This window comes from Streptomyces sp. NPDC093984 (assembly GCF_044764595.1).
Taxonomy (GTDB): domain Bacteria; phylum Actinomycetota; class Actinomycetes; order Streptomycetales; family Streptomycetaceae; genus Streptomyces; species Streptomyces cynarae.
This window is the reverse complement of the sequence record NZ_JBIWIM010000008.1, coordinates 181,292-201,240: the sequence shown is the minus strand read 5'-3', so window position 1 is coordinate 201,240 and position 19,949 is coordinate 181,292. Positions and strand designations below refer to the sequence as shown.

The 19,949-nt window shown below is 72.7% G+C and carries 18 protein-coding genes; 9 read left to right on the top strand and 9 right to left on the bottom strand.

From position 1 onward, the window contains the following. Window positions 1-73 precede the first annotated feature (73 nt). The 3 genes from thpR to ACIRC0_RS27680 all read right to left on the bottom strand — a co-directional run bounded on the left by thpR (window position 74) and on the right by ACIRC0_RS27680 (window position 2,888). The gene (thpR, locus tag ACIRC0_RS27690) at window positions 74-643 is read right to left on the bottom strand and encodes an RNA 2',3'-cyclic phosphodiesterase (protein WP_403620876.1); all 570 of its coding nucleotides are present in this window, start codon (window positions 641-643) and stop codon (window positions 74-76) included. 93 nt (window positions 644-736) lie between these two features. Continuing rightward, complete coding sequence (locus tag ACIRC0_RS27685) at window positions 737-2,308, bottom strand: MFS transporter (RefSeq protein WP_403620873.1); 1,572 nt, start codon at window positions 2,306-2,308, stop codon at window positions 737-739. 142 nt (window positions 2,309-2,450) lie between these two features. Next, window positions 2,451-2,888, bottom strand: a complete 438-nt coding sequence (locus tag ACIRC0_RS27680; protein ID WP_403620870.1) for a MarR family winged helix-turn-helix transcriptional regulator — start codon at window positions 2,886-2,888, stop codon at window positions 2,451-2,453. Window positions 2,889-3,081: 193 nt separating this feature from the next. On the opposite strand from ACIRC0_RS27680, the gene ACIRC0_RS27675 reads away from it, so the two are divergent. Then, complete coding sequence (locus ACIRC0_RS27675; RefSeq protein WP_403620867.1) at window positions 3,082-3,339, top strand: ribbon-helix-helix protein, CopG family; 258 nt, start codon at window positions 3,082-3,084, stop codon at window positions 3,337-3,339. Here the strand turns inward: ACIRC0_RS27675 and ACIRC0_RS27670 are convergent. After that, the gene (locus tag ACIRC0_RS27670; RefSeq protein ID WP_403620864.1) at window positions 3,309-4,760 is read right to left on the bottom strand and encodes an NCS2 family permease; all 1,452 of its coding nucleotides are present in this window, start codon (window positions 4,758-4,760) and stop codon (window positions 3,309-3,311) included. The genes ACIRC0_RS27675 and ACIRC0_RS27670 overlap by 31 nt on opposite strands. Window positions 4,761-5,032: 272 nt before the next feature. On the opposite strand from ACIRC0_RS27670, the gene ACIRC0_RS27665 reads away from it, so the two are divergent. Continuing rightward, complete coding sequence (locus ACIRC0_RS27665) at window positions 5,033-5,305, top strand: DUF2530 domain-containing protein (protein WP_403620861.1); 273 nt, start codon at window positions 5,033-5,035, stop codon at window positions 5,303-5,305. 119 nt (window positions 5,306-5,424) lie between these two features. Next, window positions 5,425-7,818 (top strand): cation-translocating P-type ATPase, encoded by a 2,394-nt coding sequence (locus ACIRC0_RS27660; RefSeq protein WP_403620858.1) that lies wholly within the window; start codon window positions 5,425-5,427, stop codon window positions 7,816-7,818. Between the two features lie 104 nt (window positions 7,819-7,922). Here ACIRC0_RS27660 and ACIRC0_RS27655 read toward each other — a convergent pair whose 3' ends face one another. Together ACIRC0_RS27655 and ACIRC0_RS27650 are read right to left on the bottom strand one after the other, a co-directional pair. Further along, entirely contained in the window at window positions 7,923-11,039 is a 3,117-nt protein-coding gene (locus ACIRC0_RS27655) for a sacsin N-terminal ATP-binding-like domain-containing protein (protein WP_403620855.1), read from the bottom strand. Window positions 11,040-11,250: 211 nt separating this feature from the next. Then, window positions 11,251-12,171, bottom strand: a complete 921-nt coding sequence (locus tag ACIRC0_RS27650) for a DUF3027 domain-containing protein (protein ID WP_403620852.1) — start codon at window positions 12,169-12,171, stop codon at window positions 11,251-11,253. Between the two features lie 378 nt (window positions 12,172-12,549). On the opposite strand from ACIRC0_RS27650, the gene ACIRC0_RS27645 reads away from it, so the two are divergent. The 4 genes from ACIRC0_RS27645 (at window position 12,550) to ACIRC0_RS27630 (ending at window position 16,080) form a co-directional block, all read left to right on the top strand. Continuing rightward, a complete protein-coding gene (locus tag ACIRC0_RS27645) occupies window positions 12,550-13,983 on the top strand; it encodes an MFS transporter (protein WP_403620849.1) in 1,434 nt (477 codons plus the stop codon). Between the two features lie 71 nt (window positions 13,984-14,054). Continuing rightward, on the top strand, window positions 14,055-14,516 hold the full coding sequence (locus ACIRC0_RS27640) for a DUF2771 domain-containing protein (RefSeq protein ID WP_403620846.1): 462 nt from the start codon (window positions 14,055-14,057) through the stop codon (window positions 14,514-14,516). Beyond that, on the top strand, window positions 14,486-15,229 hold the full coding sequence (locus ACIRC0_RS27635) for a futalosine hydrolase (RefSeq protein WP_403620843.1): 744 nt from the start codon (window positions 14,486-14,488) through the stop codon (window positions 15,227-15,229). The genes ACIRC0_RS27640 and ACIRC0_RS27635 overlap by 31 nt, the downstream gene beginning before the upstream one ends. Beyond that, window positions 15,226-16,080 carry a 1,4-dihydroxy-6-naphthoate synthase gene (locus ACIRC0_RS27630; protein ID WP_403620840.1) on the top strand — a complete coding sequence of 285 codons (855 nt, stop codon included), beginning with the start codon at window positions 15,226-15,228 and terminating at the stop codon, window positions 16,078-16,080. The genes ACIRC0_RS27635 and ACIRC0_RS27630 overlap by 4 nt, the downstream gene beginning before the upstream one ends. Before the next feature lie 25 nt (window positions 16,081-16,105). On the opposite strand, the gene ACIRC0_RS27625 is transcribed toward ACIRC0_RS27630, so the two are convergent. Beyond that, a complete protein-coding gene (locus ACIRC0_RS27625; RefSeq protein WP_103845154.1) occupies window positions 16,106-16,489 on the bottom strand; it encodes a cold-shock protein in 384 nt (127 codons plus the stop codon). A 175-nt stretch (window positions 16,490-16,664) separates the two neighbouring features. Between ACIRC0_RS27625 and ACIRC0_RS27620 the strand changes: the two genes are divergently transcribed. Continuing rightward, window positions 16,665-16,919 carry a hypothetical protein gene (locus ACIRC0_RS27620; RefSeq protein WP_403620836.1) on the top strand — a complete coding sequence of 85 codons (255 nt, stop codon included), beginning with the start codon at window positions 16,665-16,667 and terminating at the stop codon, window positions 16,917-16,919. Between the two features lie 13 nt (window positions 16,920-16,932). On the opposite strand, the gene ACIRC0_RS27615 is transcribed toward ACIRC0_RS27620, so the two are convergent. After that, window positions 16,933-17,550 (bottom strand): HAD family hydrolase, encoded by a 618-nt coding sequence (locus ACIRC0_RS27615; protein WP_403620833.1) that lies wholly within the window; start codon window positions 17,548-17,550, stop codon window positions 16,933-16,935. Window positions 17,551-17,702: 152 nt separating this feature from the next. On the opposite strand from ACIRC0_RS27615, the gene ACIRC0_RS27610 reads away from it, so the two are divergent. Next, a complete protein-coding gene (locus ACIRC0_RS27610; protein WP_403620830.1) occupies window positions 17,703-18,308 on the top strand; it encodes a hypothetical protein in 606 nt (201 codons plus the stop codon). A 95-nt stretch (window positions 18,309-18,403) separates the two neighbouring features. On the opposite strand, the gene ACIRC0_RS27605 is transcribed toward ACIRC0_RS27610, so the two are convergent. Further along, window positions 18,404-19,399 carry a hypothetical protein gene (locus ACIRC0_RS27605; RefSeq protein WP_403620827.1) on the bottom strand — a complete coding sequence of 332 codons (996 nt, stop codon included), beginning with the start codon at window positions 19,397-19,399 and terminating at the stop codon, window positions 18,404-18,406. Window positions 19,400-19,949 lie beyond the last annotated feature (550 nt).

Genomic DNA, 19,949 nt, shown 5'->3' with positions numbered 1-19,949 from the left:
ATCAGCACGAGCACACCGGCCATGATCCGGTTACGGGTCTTCGGGTCCACGTGTCGAGCCTAACCGGACCTCGTCACTCCCCTGCGCCGAGCCCCCACCGCTCCACCGTCTCGTAGCGCGGCTGCTCCCCCGACACGCCCGACCTCGGCAGGCGGCTGCGCACGAGGGCCAGGTCGGCGACCGTCCACTCGCGGCCCGCGAACTCCCGCAGAGCCGCCACATACGGCCGGAAGTCCGCCGTGCCCCGGCTGCGGGCCAGGGTCAGATGCGGGCGGTAGGGGCGGTGCTCCCCCATCTCCACGCCCGCCTTGCGCGCCGCGGACTCCACACGGTCGGCGAGCAGCCGGAGCGCCCGTATGTCCCCGGACGCGCCCACCCACAGTGCCCGGTCCCCGAAGCGCCCGCCCCCGGACACGGACAGCGGGAACGGCTCGGTGCGCCGGGCCGCCCGGGCGAGCCGCTCGGACAGGTCCGGTACGACGTCCTCGGCCACCTCGCCGTAGAAGGCCAGCGTGAAGTGCCAGGCCGGCCGTTCCGTCCAGCGCAGCCCGCGCGCCCCCGGCAGCCCCTCCAACTCGCGTACCGCCGAGGACAGTTCCCGCAGGGCGTCCGGAGGCGGCAGCACCGCGGCGAAGAGTCTCATGACCTCACCTTCGCAGGGATGGGGTTCCCCAGCCACACCGGCGACCAGGCGCTAAGGGGGGCGCCCCCTCTGCCTCGGGGCGCCCCGAACCCCTCAGGCCGGCACCGGCTCCTCGCGCGGCACGAACCGTACCCGCGGATGCCCCCGGTGCCAGCCCACCGCCAGGCGCAGGCCGCTCGCCCGGACCAGGATCAGGCCGACGGTCACGGCGGCCAGGGCCGAGATCAGGCCGCCCAGGGCGAACCCGACCCGGGCGCCGTACGCGTCCGTGATCCAGCCGACCACGGGCGCCCCGAGCGGCGTACCGCCCATGAAGACCATCATGAACAGGGCCATGACGCGGCCGCGCATCGCCGGGTCCGTGCCCATCTGGACGGCCGTGTTCGCCGTGACGTTCACCGTGAGGCCGAAGATCCCTATCGGCACCATCAGCAGCGAGAACAGCCACAGGGACGGCGCCCCGGCCGCCACGATCTCCAGCGTGCCGAAGAGGGCCGCCGCCGCGATCAGCACCCGCAACCGGGCCGTGCCGCGGCGAGCGGCGAGCAGTGCGCCGGTCAGCGAGCCGACCGCCATCAGCGTGTTGAAGAGGCTGTAGGCGCCGGCGCCCGCGTGGAAGACGTCGTCCGCGTAGGCCGACAGCCACACGGGGAAGTTGAAGCCGAAGGTGCCGATGAACCCGACCAGCACGATCGGCCAGATCAGCTCCGGGTGCCCGGCGACATAGCGCAGGCCCTCGCGCAGCTGGCCCTTGCCGCGCGGCGCGCGCTCCACGGCGTGCAGCTCACGGGCGCGCATCAGCAGCAGGCCGGCGATCGGCGCGAGGAAGGACAGGCCGTTGAGCAGGAAGGCCCAGCCCGTGCCCATGCCGGTGATCAGGACACCGGCGACGGCGGGGCCGACCAGGCGGGCGGACTGGAAGTTCGCCGAGTTCAGGCTGACCGCGTTCTGCAGGTGCTTCGGGCCGACCATCTCGGAGACGAAGGACTGCCGGGCCGGGTTGTCGACGACCGTGGCGAGTCCGACGGCGAAGGCGGCCACGTAGACGTGCCAGACCTGGACGTGCCCGGTCAGGGTCAGGAAGGCGAGGACAAGGCCGGTGGCTCCCATCGCCGACTGCGTGACGAGCAGCGTCGGGCGCTTGGGCAGACGGTCGACGAGGACGCCGCCGTACAGGCCGAACAGCAGCATCGGCAGGAACTGCAGCGCCGTGGTGACACCGACGGCGGTGGAGGAGCCGGTCAGGCTGAGCACCAGCCAGTCCTGGGCGATCCGCTGCATCCAGGTGCCGGTGTTGGAGACGACCTGGCCGAGGAAGAAGAGCCGGTAGTTACGGATGCGCAGCGAGCTGAACATCGATGACCTGCGGGGCTCGGTCGGGACGGCGGTCTCGGTGCGTTCGACGGACTCGGCCGACAGGACGGGCTCGGGCCGCGCGGCGGACTCGGCCGGCAGAACGGGCTCGGTCCGTGCGACGGGGCGGGACTGTGCGACGGGGCCGGACTGTGCGACGGTCTCGGTCCGTGCGACGGTCCCGGTCCGTTCGGCAGGCTCGGGGCTCTCGGCGGGGGTGGGGGGCTGTGCCGATGGTGCGGTCTGGTGGGCGGGCGGGGAGTCGTGGGTGGCTGGTGCGGGGGCGGAAGCTGCTCCGGTTCCCGTACTCAAAGGGATTCGCCTCCTTGCGATGACGGCTTCGTACGTACGCGGGTGGGGGCCGCGTCGGTCACGGTGGGCGTCCGGCACGGGCACGCACCCGTGGCCGCGGCACCCCGGCTCGGGGTGCCGCGGTACCCCGGGTGCGCCCCGGTCACAGGTGCGCGAGCTTCTCGAGGACGGGGGCCGCGACGCGCAGTGCCGCCCACTCGTCCTCGTCCAGCCCCTCGATCAGTCCGGCCAGGAACGCGTTTCTCTTGCGGCGGCTCTCCTCGAGCATCGCCTCGGCACGCTCGGTCTGGGTGACCACCTTCTGGCGCCGGTCCTCGGGGTGGGGCTCCAGGGCGACCAGACCCTTGCTCTCCAGCAGGGCCACGATGCGGGTCATCGAGGGCGGCTGGACGTGCTCCTTGCGGGCGAGCTCGCCCGGGGTCGCGGAGCCGCAGCGGGCCAGGGTGCCGAGCACCGACATCTCGGTCGGGCTCAGCGACTCGTCGACCCGCTGGTGCTTGAGTCGGCGCGACAGGCGCATCACGGCGGAGCGGAGAGCGTTCACGGCGGCAGCGTCGTCGCCATGGGTCAGGTCAGGCATGCTCTTTAGGATAACTCATTACTTTTCCTAAAGACCACCCCCACGTACGCCCACAAGGGTGACTCCGACCACTTCCGCAGCAGCACAACCGCGATCAGTTAAGAAACCCCTGAACTGCCTACATCACTCGAATGAGTGATCCGGCAGCGGAACGTGACCCCCCGCGTGCCCGGGTCGGGCAACCCTCGTCGCCATGGGGACCAGCGTGCTCAGCGTGCGGATAGACAGGGAACTGCTCGAGCGGCTCCGGCACCACGCCGCCAGAAGAGGAATGAGCGTCCAGGACTATGTCGTCCGGACGCTCATTCGTGATGACTTCGACCAGCGGTTCGAGGCCGCCGTCGAGGAGACGGAACGGTTCTACAGCGGTTCTACGGGGCCACCTGACCGTCCCCCGGCCCCGGAGGTCGACCCGGCGGATCAGGTCAGGCCCAGCGCCGGCATCAGGTAGTAGAAGGCGAAGACCGCCGCCACCACGTACATCGCCGCCGGCACCTCACGCCCGCGGCCCGCGGCCAGGCGCAGCAGGGCGAACGTGATGAAGCCCATCCCGATGCCGTTGGTGATCGAGTACGTGAACGGCATCATCAGCATGGTCACGAAGGCGGGGATGGCGATCGTGTGGTCCGCCCAGTCGATCTCCTTGACCGAGTTGGACAGGATCAGGAAGCCCACCGCGACCAGGGCCGGGGTGGCCGCCTGGGAGGGCACCATCGTGGCGACCGGGGTGAGGAAGAGCGCCACCGCGAACAGCAGGCCCGTGACGACGTTCGCGAAGCCCGTACGCGCACCCTCGCCGACACCGGCCGTGGACTCCACGAAGCAGGTGGTGGCCGAGGAGGAGCTGGCGCCGCCCGCCGCGACCGCGATGCCGTCGACGAAGAGGACCTTGTTGATGCCGGGCATGTTGCCCTCGGCGTCGGTCAGCTTGGCCTCGTCGCTGATGCCCATGATCGTGCCCATCGCGTCGAAGAAGCACGACAGCAGGACCGTGAAGACGAACAGGATGCCGGTCAGCACGCCGACCTTGCCGAAGCCTCCGAACAGGCTGACCTTGCCGATCAGGCCGAAGTCGGGGCTGGCGACCGGGTTGCCGGGCCACTTCGGGACGGTCAGCCCCCAGCTGGGGATCTTGGCGACGGCGTTGAGCACCACCGCGAGGACCGTCATCGCGACGATCGAGATCAGGATCGCGCCCGGCACCTTGCGGACGATCAGCGCGAAGGTGAGCAGCGCGCCGAGGACGAAGACCAGCACCGGCCAGCCGCTCAGGTGACCGTTCATGCCGAGCTGGAGCGGGACCGTGGTCTGGGCGACGTCGGGGATACGGGTGACGAAGCCGGAGTCCACGAGACCGATCAGCATGATGAACAGGCCGATGCCGATCGAGATGCCCTTGCGCAGGCCGAGGGGCACGGCGTTCATCACGCGCTCGCGCAGACCGGTGGCGACGAGGAGCATCACCACGAAGCCGGCGAGGACGACCATGCCCATCGCGTCCGGCCACGACATGCGCGGGGCGAGCTGGAGGGCGACGACCGTGTTCACGCCGAGGCCGGCGGCGAGGGCGATCGGGACGTTGCCGATCACGCCCATGAGCAGCGTGGTGAAGGCGGCGGTCACGGCCGTCGCGGTGACGAGCTGGCCGTGGTCCAGGTGGTGCCCGTACATGTCCTTAGCGCTGCCGAGGATGATCGGGTTCAGCACGATGATGTACGCCATCGCGAAGAAGGTGGCGAAACCGCCGCGGATCTCGCGGGACAGCGTGCTGCCCCGCTCGGAGATCTTGAAGTAGCGGTCGAGGGCGCCGGACGGCGGCCGGGTGCCCGGCTGCTGCGGGGCGGAGGCCTTGGCGGGGGCCGAGGTGGGCATGCGGGACCTCAATGTGCACGGGGATCACGGGGATCGCTGAACAAACGTGATCGAGTCTCGCCGTCGCCTGTCACCAACAGGTTCCCCCACGCTTCTGTTGGTGCTTCATACGAACGTAAGCGGCCAGACTCGAACCGTTTCAGTATGAACATATAAGGCCCTGATCGCTATCTCCGCGCGTAGACCCTTGGCGTGCAAGGGCCCCCGGATCGCGGTCGCGCCGCCGCCCGGGTCGCGGTCGGGGCGGTTCCGGGTCCTCGTAAGCTGTGCGCATGGCGAAGTGGACCCCCAGGCACGAGGCGCCGGAGCCCCTTGAGGGCCCCGTGGTGCCCGTCATCACCGGCGGCACGATCCTCTGGTTCCTGATGTTCCTGGTCCAGCTGCCGTTCTACGGCTGGTTCGCCGACCACGGGCACACATGGTGGCTGTGGACGTGCCTGGCGGGAGCGGGGCTGGGCTGCGTGGGCGTCTGGTACGTACGCAGGCGGGACGCCGCGATCAAGCGGGACGGGGCGATCAAGCGGGCCGCCGACGCCGAGCGGTGACTTTCGCAGTACCTCTCCCGCGCTCCCTCCAACCCCCGCATGAGCCGCCCTCCTCCCCTGGTCGGATCTTTGAAGTGCTCGGCGGGTGAAGGCGCAAATCCGCACGTACCGTCGAATGCATGACGCACATCGACGCGGGTGCCGAACTCGATCCCGTGCACCCCGCCCCGATGCCCGTGCGCACGCGCGGCCTGACCGCCGCCGAAGTGGCCGAGCGGGTCGCCCGCGGTGACGTCAACGACGTTCCCGTGCGCAGCAGCCGCTCCCTGGGCGAGATCGTCCGCGCGAACGTCTTCACCCGCTTCAACGCGATCATCGGTGTGCTCTGGCTGATCATGCTGTTCGTGGCGCCGTTCCAGGACAGCCTGTTCGGATACGTGATCATCGCGAACACCGGGATCGGCATCATCCAGGAGTGGCGGGCCAAGAAGACCCTGGACTCCCTCGCGGTGATCGGCGAGGCTCGGCCGACCGTGCGCCGGGACGGGACGGCGGCCGAGATCAGCATGTCGGAGATCGTGCTGGACGACGTCATCGAGATCGGACCCGGGGACAAGATCGTCGTCGACGGCGTCTGCGTCGAGACCGACGGGCTGGAGATCGACGAGTCGCTGCTCACCGGAGAGGCCGACCCCGTCCTCAAACGGCGCGGTGACCCGGTGATGTCCGGCAGCTTCGTGGTCGCGGGCGGTGGCGCGTTCCAGGCGACCAAGGTGGGCCGGGAGGCCTACGCCGTCCAGCTCGCCGAGGAGGCGAGCCGTTTCACGCTCGTGCACTCCGAGCTGCGCACCGGCATCTCCACCATCCTCAAGTACGTCACCTGGATGATGGTCCCGACCGCGATCGGCCTGGTCATCAGCCAGCTGGTGACGACGCGGCACGGGCTCAAGGACTCCGTCGCCCGCACGGTCGGCGGCATCGTGCCCATGGTCCCGGAGGGGCTGGTCCTGCTGACCTCCGTGGCCTTCGCGATCGGTGTCATACGGCTCGGCCGCAAACAGGTCCTCGTCCAGGAGCTGCCCGCCATCGAGGGGCTCGCCCGCGTCGACACCGTCTGCCTGGACAAGACGGGCACCCTCACCGAGGGCGGCATGGACGTCACCGAGCTGCGACCGCTCCAGGGCGCCGACGAGACCTACATACGCAAGGTCCTCGGCGCCCTCGGCGAGGCCGACCCACGCCCGAACGCCTCCCTCCAGGCGATCATCGACGCCTATCCGGACAGCGAGGACTGGCGCTGCACCGAGGCCCTGCCCTTTTCCTCCGCCCGCAAGTACAGCGGCGCCTCCTTCAGCGAGGGCGACGGCCAAACCGGCACCTGGCTCCTCGGCGCCCCCGACGTCCTCCTCGACCCCGACGACCCGGCGCTGACCGAGACCGAGCGGCTGAGCGAGCAGGGGCTGCGCGTGCTGCTGCTGGCGCGCGCCTCCCGGGACCTGGACGACCCCCGGGTCACGGCCGGTGTCCGGCCCACCGCGCTGGTGGTCCTGGAGCAGCGGCTGCGCCCGGACGCCGCCGACACCCTGCGCTACTTCGCCGACCAGAACGTCCGCGCCAAGGTCATCTCCGGCGACAACGCCGTGTCGGTGGGCGCGGTGGCCGGAAAACTCGGCATCCGCGGCCAGGTGATGGACGCCCGGCACCTGCCGCAGAACCAGGACGAGATGGGGAAGTCCCTGGACAAGGGCACCGTCTTCGGCCGGGTCAGCCCGCAGCAGAAGCGGGACATGGTGGGCGCGCTCCAGTCGCGCGGGCACACGGTGGCGATGACGGGCGACGGCGTGAACGACGTGCTGGCGCTCAAGGACGCGGACATCGGGGTGTCGATGGGCTCCGGCTCGGAGGCGACCCGGGCCGTGGCGCAGATCGTGCTGCTCGACAACAGCTTCGCGACGCTGCCGTCGGTGGTCGGCGAGGGACGGCGCGTGATCGGGAACATCACGCGGGTCGCGACGCTGTTCCTGGTGAAGACGGTGTACTCGGTGCTCCTGGCGGTGCTGGTGGTGTGCTCGCAGGTGGAGTACCCGTTCCTGCCCCGGCACCTGACCCTGCTGTCGACCCTGACGATCGGCGTCCCGGCGTTCTTCCTGGCCCTCGCGCCGAACAAGGAGCGGGCGAGGCCCCACTTCGTCCGGCGGGTCATGCGGTACTCGATCCCGGGCGGGGCGGTGGCGGCGGTCGCCACGTTCGTCACCTACCTGATCGCCCGCCACCACTACAGCGGTCCCGGCTCCCTCGCGGCGGAGACCAGCGCGGCGACCCTCACGCTGTTCCTGATCGCCATGTGGGTGCTGGCCATCGTCGCCCGCCCCTACACCTGGTGGCGGATCGGTCTGGTGGCCGCGATGGGCGTGGCGTTCGTGTGCGTGCTGGCCGTGCCGTGGCTGCAGCACTTCTTCGCCCTGAGGCTGGTCGGGGAGACGATACCCTGGGTCGCGGTGGGCATCGCGGCGGTGTCGGCGGCCGCCCTGGAGGTGCTGTGGAAGTGGGTCGACCGCCGGTTCCCCGCGTGATGCCTCAGTCGAACGGGGTCGAGCGCCCGTTCCCCGCGTGATGCCTCACTCGAACGGGGTCGACCGCCCGTTCCCCGCGTGATGCCTCACTGGAACCTGATGCCTCAGTCGAACCAGCGGTCCCGCGCCAGCTCCTCGGTGCGGGACGGGTCCTCCAGCAGCGCCGCCACCTCGAAGCGGCGCGGCCACTGACCCGCCGCCCAGGCGAGGCCGGCGGCGACGCCCTCCAGGGTGGCCGCGTGCAGGACGCCGTCGGACGTCAGGCGCCAGTCCAGTTCGACCCCGTCGACGACGAGTTCCTCGTGCTCCACGTACGTCTGTGGCGTCCGCGGTCCGAGCAGGACCCGCACCGAGTCCGGTACGTCGTGCTCGACGCCCTCGGAGGTCACCTCGCCCGTCACCGACTCGCTCAGCCGCCGCACCTGGAACAGCTCGGCCAGATCGGCGGCCCGGGCCGGGCGGACCGGCAGCAGGGGGACGCCCTCGGTGAAGGGCAGCAGGTCGGGCGAGTCGACGACCACCGCGTCGGCGGCGTCCACGACGGTCACCCGCCCGTCGACCACCGCCCGCAGCTCCTCCGGCAGGGTCACCTGCTGCGGGTCCAGCTCGGCCAGCGCGCCGTACAGCGCGTGCAGTTGGGCGGCCGTGACGGCGCGGTCCGGGTCGGCGAGCCGGTCGAGGAGTTCCGCGGCGCCGCCGGGCTCGTCGAGGAGGGCGGCGACCGACGTCCGTACGCCGAGGGCGCGCAGCACCTGCTCGTCGTCGAAGCCGGTGGCGTCCGCCTCGTCGTACAGGCTGTGCAGCAGCGGGTCGCCGCCCGCCGCGCGCAGACCGGCCGGGCGGCGGCCGTCCAGCACCGGGTGACCGCGCAGCCACCAGGCCGTGTACGGGCGTACGACCTCGTGCGTGCCGTCCGGCAGCAGCACCCGCACCGGCTGGGTGAGCGCGTCCCTGAGCGGGGGCCGCGACAGCAGGGCGAGGGCCTGCGGCCAGCGGTCGTCGTCGACCAGGTCCAGGTCCCGTACCGCGATGATCTCGGTCGCCACCGGCGGTACGGGCGTGTCGGGCAGCCGGTCGAGGACGTCCTCGCACCACACGTCGACCGCGTCGAGCAGCCCCACGTCGTCGGGTTCGGCGAAGTCGGAGTCGCGGGGCTCCAGTTCGTCCGGGTCGAGGACGACGTCGGTGGCGCGGACGAGGGCGAAATCGGCGAGCACGCCGCAGGCGGCCAGCGGCTGCTCGCCCCAGCGTTCGGCCAGATCGGCGTCCACGAAGGCCAGTTCGCCCTCGCGCATGACGCTCGCGAACGGGCTGCCGGGCAGCACGAGCTCCCCGGCGGGCGCGAGTTCGCCGTCCTCGTCGGGCAGCGCGAGCGCGCCGAGCCACGGCTCGTCACCGGGGTCGAGACCCGCCTCGCGGACGAGGGCGAGCACGGTGTCCGCCAGCTCCTCGGCGTCCAGGCCGTCCTCCTCCCAGCCCACGCCCTCGTCCTCGAGGGAGGCGGCGACGGCGGCCCGCACCTGCGGGGTGGTGAGGATGGCCCGCGGGGTGGCCGGGAGCGCGCCGAGCTTCTCCAGCAGCGGATGGGCGCCGTCCGCGTGGGCGACCTTCAGTCCCAGCCGGGCCAGCGCCTCCGGAGCCACCGGCGGCCCGTCGAAGGTCGGCAGCAGGACCTGCCGGGGCCCGATCGTGGTCCGCCCGTCGGCCAGCGCCACCGGCAGCCCGGACAGCCGGTCCGGGTCGACCCCGGCCAGGCTGTCGTACAGCCGCCACCACCACTCCGGCGCCTTCTCCAGCCCCGCGAGCCGGTCGATCGCCTCGGTCAGCGGCACCCGGGCCACGCCCAGCGTCCGCAGCTCCACGCGGCGTTCGAGGCCCGCGGGCAGCAGGCAGGGCAGCACCTCGGCGAGGACCCGCACGGTCCCGGCCCCGGCGCCCTCGACGACCTCGGCGTCCCGGGGGCGCAGTGCCTCGGGCAGTTCGTCGTCGTCGCCGGGCTCGTTCGCGGGCGGCAGGAAAGCGGTGCGCGGCAGCCGCTCCAGGATGGCCCCGCGCAGCGCGCCGTCCAGCTCGCCCTTGCCGAGCGGCCCCGGCACCAGGTCGAGGATGCCGGGGGTCACCGGGCGCCAGGCGGCGAGGAGTTCGGCGTAGGCGTCGGCCGCGCGCTCCACCAGGAAGTCGGTCAGCGGGCCGGGCGCGGCGTGGCGGCGGCTGGTGTCCAGCGGGAACGACGCGATGAGCAGGGCGGGCACCCCGAGCGGCTCGTCGCTGGGGGTCGGGGCGTGCACCACCGGGGCGGTGCGGGGACGGCCCGGGGTGCCGTCGGCCTCGGCGGGGACGGCCCAGGTGACGGACCAGTGGGGGCGCAGCCGCTCCTCGACCGGGCGGTCGGCGAGCAGGTCGGGGGTGAGGGGGCCGTGCTGGGAGACGGTACGCCAGCGGGTGGTGCCGTCGCGGGAGTCCTCCACGACGGTGTCGGTGCCGTCGGTGCGGCGGACCAGCGTGCGCGGGCCGAGGTCATGGATCTCGACGACGACCTCTTCGAGGCCGGGCAGGGCGAGCAGCAGCGCGTCGTCGACGGCCCCCAGCAGCCGCTCGGCCAGATCGGCGGCCGCCGCGTCGCGCAGCGGGAGGATGACGGCGGTGTCGTACGGGTCGGGGGCGGTGCCCTCGGCGGCGAACGGCAGCCTCAGCAGCGGTACGTGCCCGTCGCGGCGGCGGATCTCGTCGCCGAGGCCGGGGCTGTGCCGGGCGGTCTCGGTGGCGAGTTCCCGGGCCTCGGACAGGGACCAGCGCACCCCTCCGTGCCGGCCGACGACCGCGGGTTCGTCACTGACGGAGAGGACGGCCGCGAAGCCGACGCCGAAGCGGCCGACGGCCTGTTCCCGTTCGTCGCGCTTGGCGGACGCCCGCAGGGTGGACAGCGACTCGACACCGGCCGCGTCGAGCGGGGCACCGGTGTTGGCGGCGACGAGCACGCCCTCGCGGAGGGTCAGCCGGAGCCGTCCGGGGGCCCCCGCCCGGGCCGCGGCGTCGGCGGCGTTCTGTGCGAGCTCCACGACGAGGCGGTCGCGGTAGCCGCCGAGGACGAGGTCCTCCTCGGCGTTGGCGTCCTCGCGGAACCGGGCCGGGCTGGTCGCCCAGGCGTCCAGCACGCCGCGGCGCAGGCGGGCCGTGCCGAACGGGTCGCCTTCGGCTGCCGGTCGCACGAACTTGCTCACGGTTCACTCTCCCTCTGGCGGCGGGGGGCTGCCGCCGGACGAAGGTACCGGGGGCTGCCGCCGGACGAAGGTACCGTGCGGGAGCGTGGCCGACATTCGGGCAGGTGCCGTCCGCCGGGGGCGCCGTTTCTGGGGGCTCCGCCCCCGGGCTGCCGTGTCGGCCTGGACGGCCTCGTCCTCGAACGCCGGAGGGGCTGTTCGTACTCCCCGGTTACGAGTGCCCCAGCTCAGCCGACGACTCGTCCGCCACCGCCGGCACCGACCCCTCCGGCGACGGCCGCAGCGGAAACGGTTCGACCTTCGTCTCGTCGACCACCGGCGGAGCCGGGCGCGGCGTCTTCGGCATGACCGCCGCCTCCGAGTGGCCGCCGCAGCCGTACGACAGGGAGACCACGCGGCCGTCCGCCGGGGAGAACTCGTTGGCGCACACCCCGAAGGCCTGTCCGAGCGAGCCGCCGATCGGGACCAGGAAGCCGCAGGAGACGCAGGAGGCGGGGGCCGCCTGTGCCATCGGCGTCTTGGCGCCGAAGGCCTCCTCCCAGCGGTCGGCGGCGACGTGCAGTCCGTAGCGGGACAGGACCCGGGCGCGGCGCAGGCCCAGCTCCTCCGCCACCGCGGAGATGGAACCGCGCGACGGGGCGATCGGCAGGTTCGCCGGGGCCCCGCCGGTCACCTCAGCGTCCTCCGCCTCGACCAGCTCGGCCATCTCGCCGGAGACCGCCGCGTTCGGGAGCGGCTCCTCCTCGCCGGTGAAACCGGGCTCCAGGCGCAGGTCCTCGGCGTCCGTCGGCAGCAGGTCGCCCGGACCCAGGTCGCCGGGGCGCAGCCGCTCGCTCCACGGCACCCACTCCGGGGCGAGCAGCGCGTCGGGGCCGGGCAGCAGGACCGTCTCGTCCACCGTGACGACCTTCGCGCGCGAGGCCCGCGCGACCGTCACCGCCCAGCGCCAGCCCCGGTACCCCAGTTCCTTGCACTCGAAGAAGTGCGTGACAACACGGTCACCCTCGGAGACCGTCCCGGCATGCTCGCCGACGACGCCGGGCGCGGCGGCCTCCTCGGCGGCGGTACGGGCGAGGTCGATCGCCTCGGCGCACAGGCGGTCGGGGGTGCGGCTTCGCGTTGTCGCGCTCACAGGTATCGCTTCTCTCCTACGCCGTCTCACGGGTGCGCCATCTTCTCGGCTGGGAGCGGACGGAGCGGACCAGGGGGCCGCGTCGACGTCCGCGCCCGATCGCGCTCGGGCGCACCCACACCATCCATTCTGCGGGATGGATTTCAGGCGCGCGGCCGAGAACAATCGCCACGGCGCGCTACGCACGCTACCCTCTCCGGGCCCCGGGGCCCACACCGAGTCGCTGCCCTTTCCCGGAGCCCGGCCCTCCGTATGCCGTTCCGGACGTGTCGCCGCGGCCCCTTCAGGCGGGCGCGCCCCACCCCCGGTACGACACCCGTCGATCCCGTACGTGCGGTAACGGCACTACACCCGCGCTTCTCGGGGCACTATGACGGGGTGGCAGCCGCGAGGTCGTCCCAGGGAACCACCGGGGTCGGTGGGGTCGGGGGGCGCAGCCGGGGTGGCGGTTCGGGCCGGTTCGGCGGGTCCGTCCGCGCGGTCGGCCGTGCCGTGCGCCGTCCGTTCACCGGTGTCGCCCGCGGTATCCGGAAGGCCACGCACGCGCACGGCGCGGGCGAGTCCGGCCTCGGCAAGCTGATCGAACTGCACGCCGTGAACGGCGCAGGCGACGTCATGATCACCGTCGCCCTCGCCTCCACCGTCTTCTTCTCCGTGCCGACCGACGAGGCCCGCGGGCGCGTCGCGCTCTACCTCGCCATCACCATGGCGCCGTTCACGGTGCTCGCCCCCGTGATCGGCCCCCTCCTCGACCGTCTCCCGCACGGCCGGCGGGCCGCGATGGCGGGCGCGATGCTCGCCCGTGCCCTGCTCGCGCTGATCATCTCCGGGGCGGTGGCGAGCGGAAGCCTGGAGCTGTACCCGGCGGCGCTCGGCGTCCTCGTCGCGTCGAAGGCGTACGGCGTCGTCCGCAGCGCCGTGGTGCCACGGCTGCTGCCGCCCCACTTCTCCCTGGTGAAGGCCAACTCCCGGGTCACCCTCGGCGGCCTGCTCGCCACCGGGCTGGCCGCCCCGGTCGGGGCCGCGCTGCACGCCATCGGTCCCGGCTGGCCGTTGTACGGCGCGTTCGTGCTGTTCGTCGCCGGGACGTTCCTGTCGTTCTCGCTGCCGCCGAAGGTCGACTCGGCGAAGGGGGAGGACCGAGCGCTGCTCGCCTCGGACGAGGAGCATCTGCACGGCCCCGAGCGCAGGGCGGCCTCACGCCGGCCCGGGCTGCGCACCGTGGGCCCCGCCGTCATCCACGCCCTGGCCGCCAACGCCGCGCTGCGCTGTCTGTCCGGCTTCCTGATCTTCTTCCTCGCCTTCCTGCTGCGCGAGCACCCGCTCACCGGGGAGAGCGCGGCGGTGTCGCTGGGGATCGTGGGCGTGGCGGCGGGCACGGGCAACGCGCTCGGCACGGCCGTCGGCGCCTGGCTCAGGTCGCGCGCACCGGAAGTGATCATCGTGACGGTGGTGGCGATCGTGCTGGGCGCGGCGATCACCGCGGCGGTGTTCTTCGGAGCGTTCCTGGTGGCGTGTCTGGCGGCGGTCGCCGGGTTCGCGCAGGCGCTCGCCAAGCTGGCGCTGGACGCGCTGATCCAGCGGGACGTGCCGGAGCTGGTGCGTACGTCGGCGTTCGCGCGCTCGGAGACCCTGTTGCAGATGGCGTGGGTGCTGGGCGGGGCGATCGGGATCGTGCTCCCCCTCAACGGGGTGCTGGGGCTCTCGGTCGGCGCGGCGATCGTCGCGGCGGGCTGGCTGCCGACGGTACGGGCGCTGCTGACCTCGGCACGGCGCGAGGGCACGGCCCCGGCCCGGGTGCGTGGGGCCTGATCGCGGGAGCGGGCGGCACGTCGTCCACCCCGCGTGGGGGGCGCTCCGGCCGTGCCCGATAGCCTTCGGCCATGACCGCACTGCGTTCCCGTCGCGCCGTAGCCGCCTTCGGCGCCGTTTCCGCCGGACTGCTCCTGCTGTCCGCCTGTGACAAGCCGTCGCCGCTGGCGACCATCACGGTCGGCACGAACTCGGTGAGCTCCCAGACCGACTGCTACAACGACGGCAAGGAAGTTCCCTCCGCCGATCTGGCGAAGTGCCTGAAGTCGAAGGACATCAAGTCGATCAAGGTGGACCCCGATGAGACGGTCCGCTTCGGCGTCGACCCGACCATCGCGGACAAGGGCTGGACGATCCTGATGAACGGCCAGCCGCTGACCGAGTCCAGCACCAAGACCTACCGCACGATCCCGGGCAGCGTGTTCTTCAACGCCCAGTACGGGGCGAGCGGCAACTCCACGCTCGTCTCCATCAAGGAGGGCGAGAGCAAGGTGACGGGACTGTGGTCCTTCAAGCTCGAGAAGGCTTCCTGATCACGTCCCCTCAGGCACGTGTGCTGGTGGCCACCGCTGTTCCCGTGGAACGGGACGCGGTGGCCAGGGCCTTCGCATCCCCGGCGGCCGAGGTACGGCTCCCCGGGGTGATCCTGCACCGCACCGGCGCCTACGACCTGCTCGCCGCCGGGGTGGGCCCCGCCCTCGCCGCCGCCTCCACCGCCGCCGCGCTCACCGCCGCCGCCCTCGACGGCACCCCCTACGGCCTGGTCGTCTCCGCCGGCATCGCGGGCGGCTTCGCGCCCGACGCGCCCGTCGGCTCGCTCGTCGTCGCCGACGACATCGTGGCCGCCGACCTCGGGGCCGAGACCGCGGACGGCTTCTTGCCGGTCACCGAGCTCGGCTTCGGGACCGTCAGCCACCGGCCGCCGGAATCACTCGTACGGGATCTCGTCGCCGCCACCGGCGCGCGCGCCGGGACCGTCCTCACCGTCTCCACGGTGACCGGCAGCGTCGTGCGCTCCGCCGAGCTGCGGGCCCGGCATCCGCGGGCGCTCGCGGAGGCGATGGAGGGGTTCGGGGTCGCGGAGGCGGCCGCCGCGCACGGCACGCCCGTCGTGGAGGTCCGGGCCGTCTCCAACCCGGTCGGCCCGCGCGACCGCGCCGCCTGGCGCATCGGTGACGCGCTCACGGCCCTCACGGAGGGCTTCGGGAAGCTAGCGCCCGTATTGGAGAGTTGGGAGTCAGCATGACCGCATCCGCCGAGCCCCTGAAGATCGCCTACTCCCCCTGCCCGAACGACACGTTCGTCTTCGACGCCCTCGCCCACGGCCGCGTGCCCGGCGCGCCGGCGCTCGACGTGAGGTTCGCCGACATCGACATCACCAACGGGATGGCCGAGCGCGGCGAGCTCGACGTGCTGAAGGTGTCGTACGCCGTCCTGCCGTACGTCCTGGACGAGTACGCCCTGCTGCCCTGCGGGGGCGCGCTGGGGCGGGGCTGCGGGCCGCTGGTGCTCACGCGGGAGGAGGGGGTCGATCTCACCGGCAGGACGGTCGCCGTGCCGAGCGAGAGGTCGACGGCGTATCTGCTCTTCCGCCTGTGGGCGGCGGACACGGTCCCCGGCGGGGTCGGGGAGATCGTGGTCATGCCCTTCCACGAGATCATGCCGGCCGTGCGGGACGGGAAGGTCGACGCGGGGCTGGTCATCCACGAGGCGCGGTTCACGTACCAGAACTACGCTCTGCACAAGCTCGCGGACATGGGCGAGCACTGGGAGGACACCACCGGCCTGCCGATCCCGCTGGGAGCGATCATCGCCAAGCGGTCGCTGGGCGCGGACGCGCTGAAGCTGCTCGCCGACTCGATCCGCACGTCCGTGCGGGCGGCCTGGGACGACCCCGAGACCTCACGCCCGTACGTCATGGAGCACGCGCAGGAGATGGACCCCGCGGTGGCGGACCAGCACATCGGCCTGTACGTCAACGAGTTCACGGCCGACCTGGGCGAGGACGGCTACGCGGCGGTCCGGGGCCTGCTCACACGCGCGGCGGCCGAGGGGCTGGTACCGCCCCTCGGCCCGAATGCGCTCGCGTTCCCCTGACGGGGTCGGTGCCCTGTGCGCGTGGTCAGACGTCCAGCTGGTCGGCGACCGCGCGCAGCAGGCCCGCGATCTTCTTGCCGGAGGCCTTGTCGGGGTAGCGGCCCTTCTCCAGCATCGGGGTGATGTTCTCCAGGAGGGTCGTCAGGTCCTGGACGATGGAGGCCAGTTCGTCCGGCTTCTTGCGCTGCGCGGCGGCGACCGAGGGGGTCGGCTCCAGAAGGGTGACGGACAGCGCCTGGTCGCCGCGCTGGCCGGCGACCACTCCGAACTCCACGCGCTGTCCCGGCTTCAGGGAATCCACTCCGGCGGGGAGAACCGAGGAATGGACGAAGACGTCGCCGCCGTCGTCGCGGGAGAGAAAGCCGAAGCCCTTCTCGCTGTTGAACCACTTGACCTTGCCGGTAGGCACGTCTGTCCTCGTCCTCGTACTCGTCGGAAACTGCGTCTGCAAAGTGTTTCGGGAAACTGCTCTGGAGAGCACTGCAGCGGGCCGCGTGGACCCGCCGGTACCAAGGCTAATGGTCCCGGGGCCGGTGACAAGACGTCGCTGAGTGGTTCCTCGCGGTGGGAACTACCCTGGTCCAGTGCGTGACAAAACCCAAGCGAATTCCGCCGCCGCCGGCGACCGGCTGATCCGTGCCGGTGCCATCGTGTTCTTCCTCGGGGCCGTGTCCACTTTGGTCACCGTGGCCCCGTTGCTGCTGGGGACGAAGCCTTTCCCAACGTACATGTACGGCCTGTGCATGCTCATGGGCGTGGGCTTCCTGATGGCGGGGGCCGGTGTGCTCCAGTCGATCGCGCAGGGGCGCAGGCAGGCGCGCGGAGTGGGGCAGCGCTAGCGGCGCCGGGTCGCTACCGAGCCCGGTACGTCGCGAGCCAGGCCGGGAACTCGGTGAGGTCGGCGAGGACGACGTCCGCGCCCGCGACCCGCAGCTCGTCGGCGGCGCAGGGGCCTGTGGCGACGGCGACGGAGTGGGCCCCCGCAGTCCGGGCGCCGCGTACGTCGCCCGTGTGGTCGCCGACGTAGACCGCCGCGCCGTGGTCGAGCAGCGCCTCCGCCTTGCGCTCGGCCCGCAGGTCGCCGATGACCGCGTCGGGTTCGATGCCGAGGTGCTCCAAGTGCAGCTTGGCGTTGGGCTCGTACTTGGCGGTGACGACGATCGCGCGCCCGCCGGCCGCCCGTACGGCGTCGATCGCCTCGCGGGCGCCGGGCAGGGCGGGCGTCGCGGCGACGGCGATGGCGGGGTACATCTCACGGTAGAGGTCGGCCACGGCGTCGATCTCCTCCGCCGGGAACCAGTTCACGAGCTCCTCCGCGAGCGGCGGCCCGAGCCGGGTGACGGCCAGGTCGGCGTCGATGTACGTGCCGGTCCGGGCGGAGAGTGCCTGGTAGCAGGCGTGGATTCCGGGCCGGGAGTCGATCAGCGTCATGTCGAGGTCGAAGCCGACGGTGAGGGCGCGAGAAGTCATGTCGGCGATTGTTCCAGGGGAGAACAGGCCCAAAGGGCCCAAATCATCCCATTGGTGACATCATGAGTAGTGAATTCCGTATCACGACGGTCGTCCGACCGGACGACACCTGAGCCTCTTCCTGCCTGTCAGCACGGGAAGGCGGTGAGCACGTGAGCGACATCGAGCAGGAGCCCACTGCGGCCGAAGGGACAGAGGCAGAGAGCACCCCCGAGCAGACGCCGGCCACGACCGGGTCCGGCCCTGCCGAAGGCGAAGAGCCGACCGCCGAGGCGGCGGACACCGGGACGGAAGGGTCCGAGACCACCGGGGCCGAGGACACCGGGGCCGAGGACGCCGGGGCTGAAGCACCGGATACCGCCGCGGGTGAAGAGGCCGCGACCGAAGGGCCTGAGGCCACGACGGCCGGGGAAACCGCGACCGGAGGGCCCGAGGCCACCACGGCGACCGAGGAGACCGGGGCTGAGGAACCCGCCGCTCCCGCAGCCGAGGAGAGCGAGGCTGAGGAACCCGCCGCTCCCGCAGCCGAGGAGAGCGAGGCTGAAGAGCCCGCGACCGCGGCCGGGGAGACCGGGACCGAAGAACCCGCAACCTCCGCGACCGAGGAGACCGGAGCTGAGGAACCCGCCGCCCCCGCGACCGAGGAGACCCCGACCGAAGAACCCGCAACCACCGCGGCCGAGGACACCGGGGCTGAAGCACCCGGAACCGCCCCGGCCGAGGAGAGCGGGAGCGAAGACACCACCACGGAGGAGTAGAGGAGTACCGGAGGACCGAGTAGGCGCGACCGAGCAATCGCGCAGCGATGAGTACGGAACGGCCCCGGCTCCGAGGAGCCGGGGCCTTTGTGCTGTCACCGGCGGCGCTGTGAGCGCCAGACCAGGAACAGGGCCGAGGCGACGGCGGCGCCGCGGACCACCCAGGGCCAGGTCTGGGCGATCGCGTCGTTCATGTGGCCCTGCGGGATGGGGGTTCCCCAGCGCCCGTCCGTGCGGCCCCACAGCCAGACGATGCCGGCGGCCGCGACCAGGCCGGGCATGCCCATGACCGCCCACTTGGACTCGGTGGGGGTCAGCCGACGGGAGGCCCAGGCGATGAGCCAGCCGAGGCCGAGGGCGATCCAGTTGCCGAGCACGGCGCCGGCGACGAGGAGACCGGCGGCGAGGAGCAGCAGCGGGTTGCGCCATCCCGTCAGGCCCGGCAGACGGCGGGCGGGGGCGGCTGCGGTCTCCTCGGCGGCGGGGGCGGCCTCCACCACCGGTACCGGCTCCGGTTCCTTCCGCTCGGTCTCCGGCTTCGGCGCATCGCGCCGCGGCGGCTTCAGCAGCTCGGGGATCTCCACACCGCCGACGAACCCGGGGACGCCGTCACCGGCCTCGAACGCGCCGCCGGGCCCGCCGTCGACCCGCCACCAGTCGGGCCGGACGGCGCTGTCGCCGAGCTCGTGGGCACTGGCCAGGTGAGGCGGGGAAGGGGCGTTCCGGGAGGTGTCGGCGGGCGGGGGATCTGCCGGGCGGGGCCGGGGTACGACCCGGCGCAGGCCCTTGGGGCGGTCGTCCGTGTCGTCCGCCCGCTGGAGGGGGACGGAGGCGGGGCGGCTGTCGGTGGCGCCGGCGGGGGCGTCGGCGGACGCGGCGGCGACGACCTCGTCGGGGGTGCCGAGCCGGGCGAGGATCCGGCGGACGGCCGCGGGACTGTCGACGGCGGCCTTCGCCCGCCGCCGGTCGATCTCGTTCCGCAACTCGGACACGAGGCGCATGCGCGCGGCCGACGGCAACTGGCGCTGTTGGGCCACGTCTCCGACCCGGCTCAGATAGTCGAAGACGAGCTGATCGCTCTCAATCCCCACGAAGCCCCTCCGGGGTGGCGCCGCACCTTCCCCGTACCGTACCGGGGCGAACCGCACTCCGGGGGCTTCGCCCCCGTGCCCCGGTCGGGCTTCGGCCTGAAGGGTGGGGTGGCTTGGGCGAGTGCCCGGCTGCGGGCCGCAGGTGGCTGATCGCGCAGTTCCCCGCGCCCCTTCAGGGGGCTCCGCCCCCAACCCCCGATCGGCCTTCCGCCCCAAGGGTGGGGCGGCTTGGGCGAGTGCCCGGCTGCGGGCCGCACGTGGCTGATCGCGCAGTTCCCCGCGCCCCTTCAGGGGGCTCCGCCCCCAACCCCCGATCGGCCTTCCGCCCGAAGGGTGGAGTGGCTGGGCAAGTACCCCGCTGCCGGCCGCACGTGGCTGATCGCGCAGTTCCCCGCGCCCCTTCAGGGGGCTCCGCCCCCAACCCCCGATCGGCCTTCCGCCCCAAGGGTGGAGTGGCTTGGGCGAGTGCCCGGCTGCGGGCCGCACGTGGCTGATCGCGCAGTTCCCCGCGCCCCTTCAGGGGGCTCCGCCCCCAACCCCCGATCGGCCT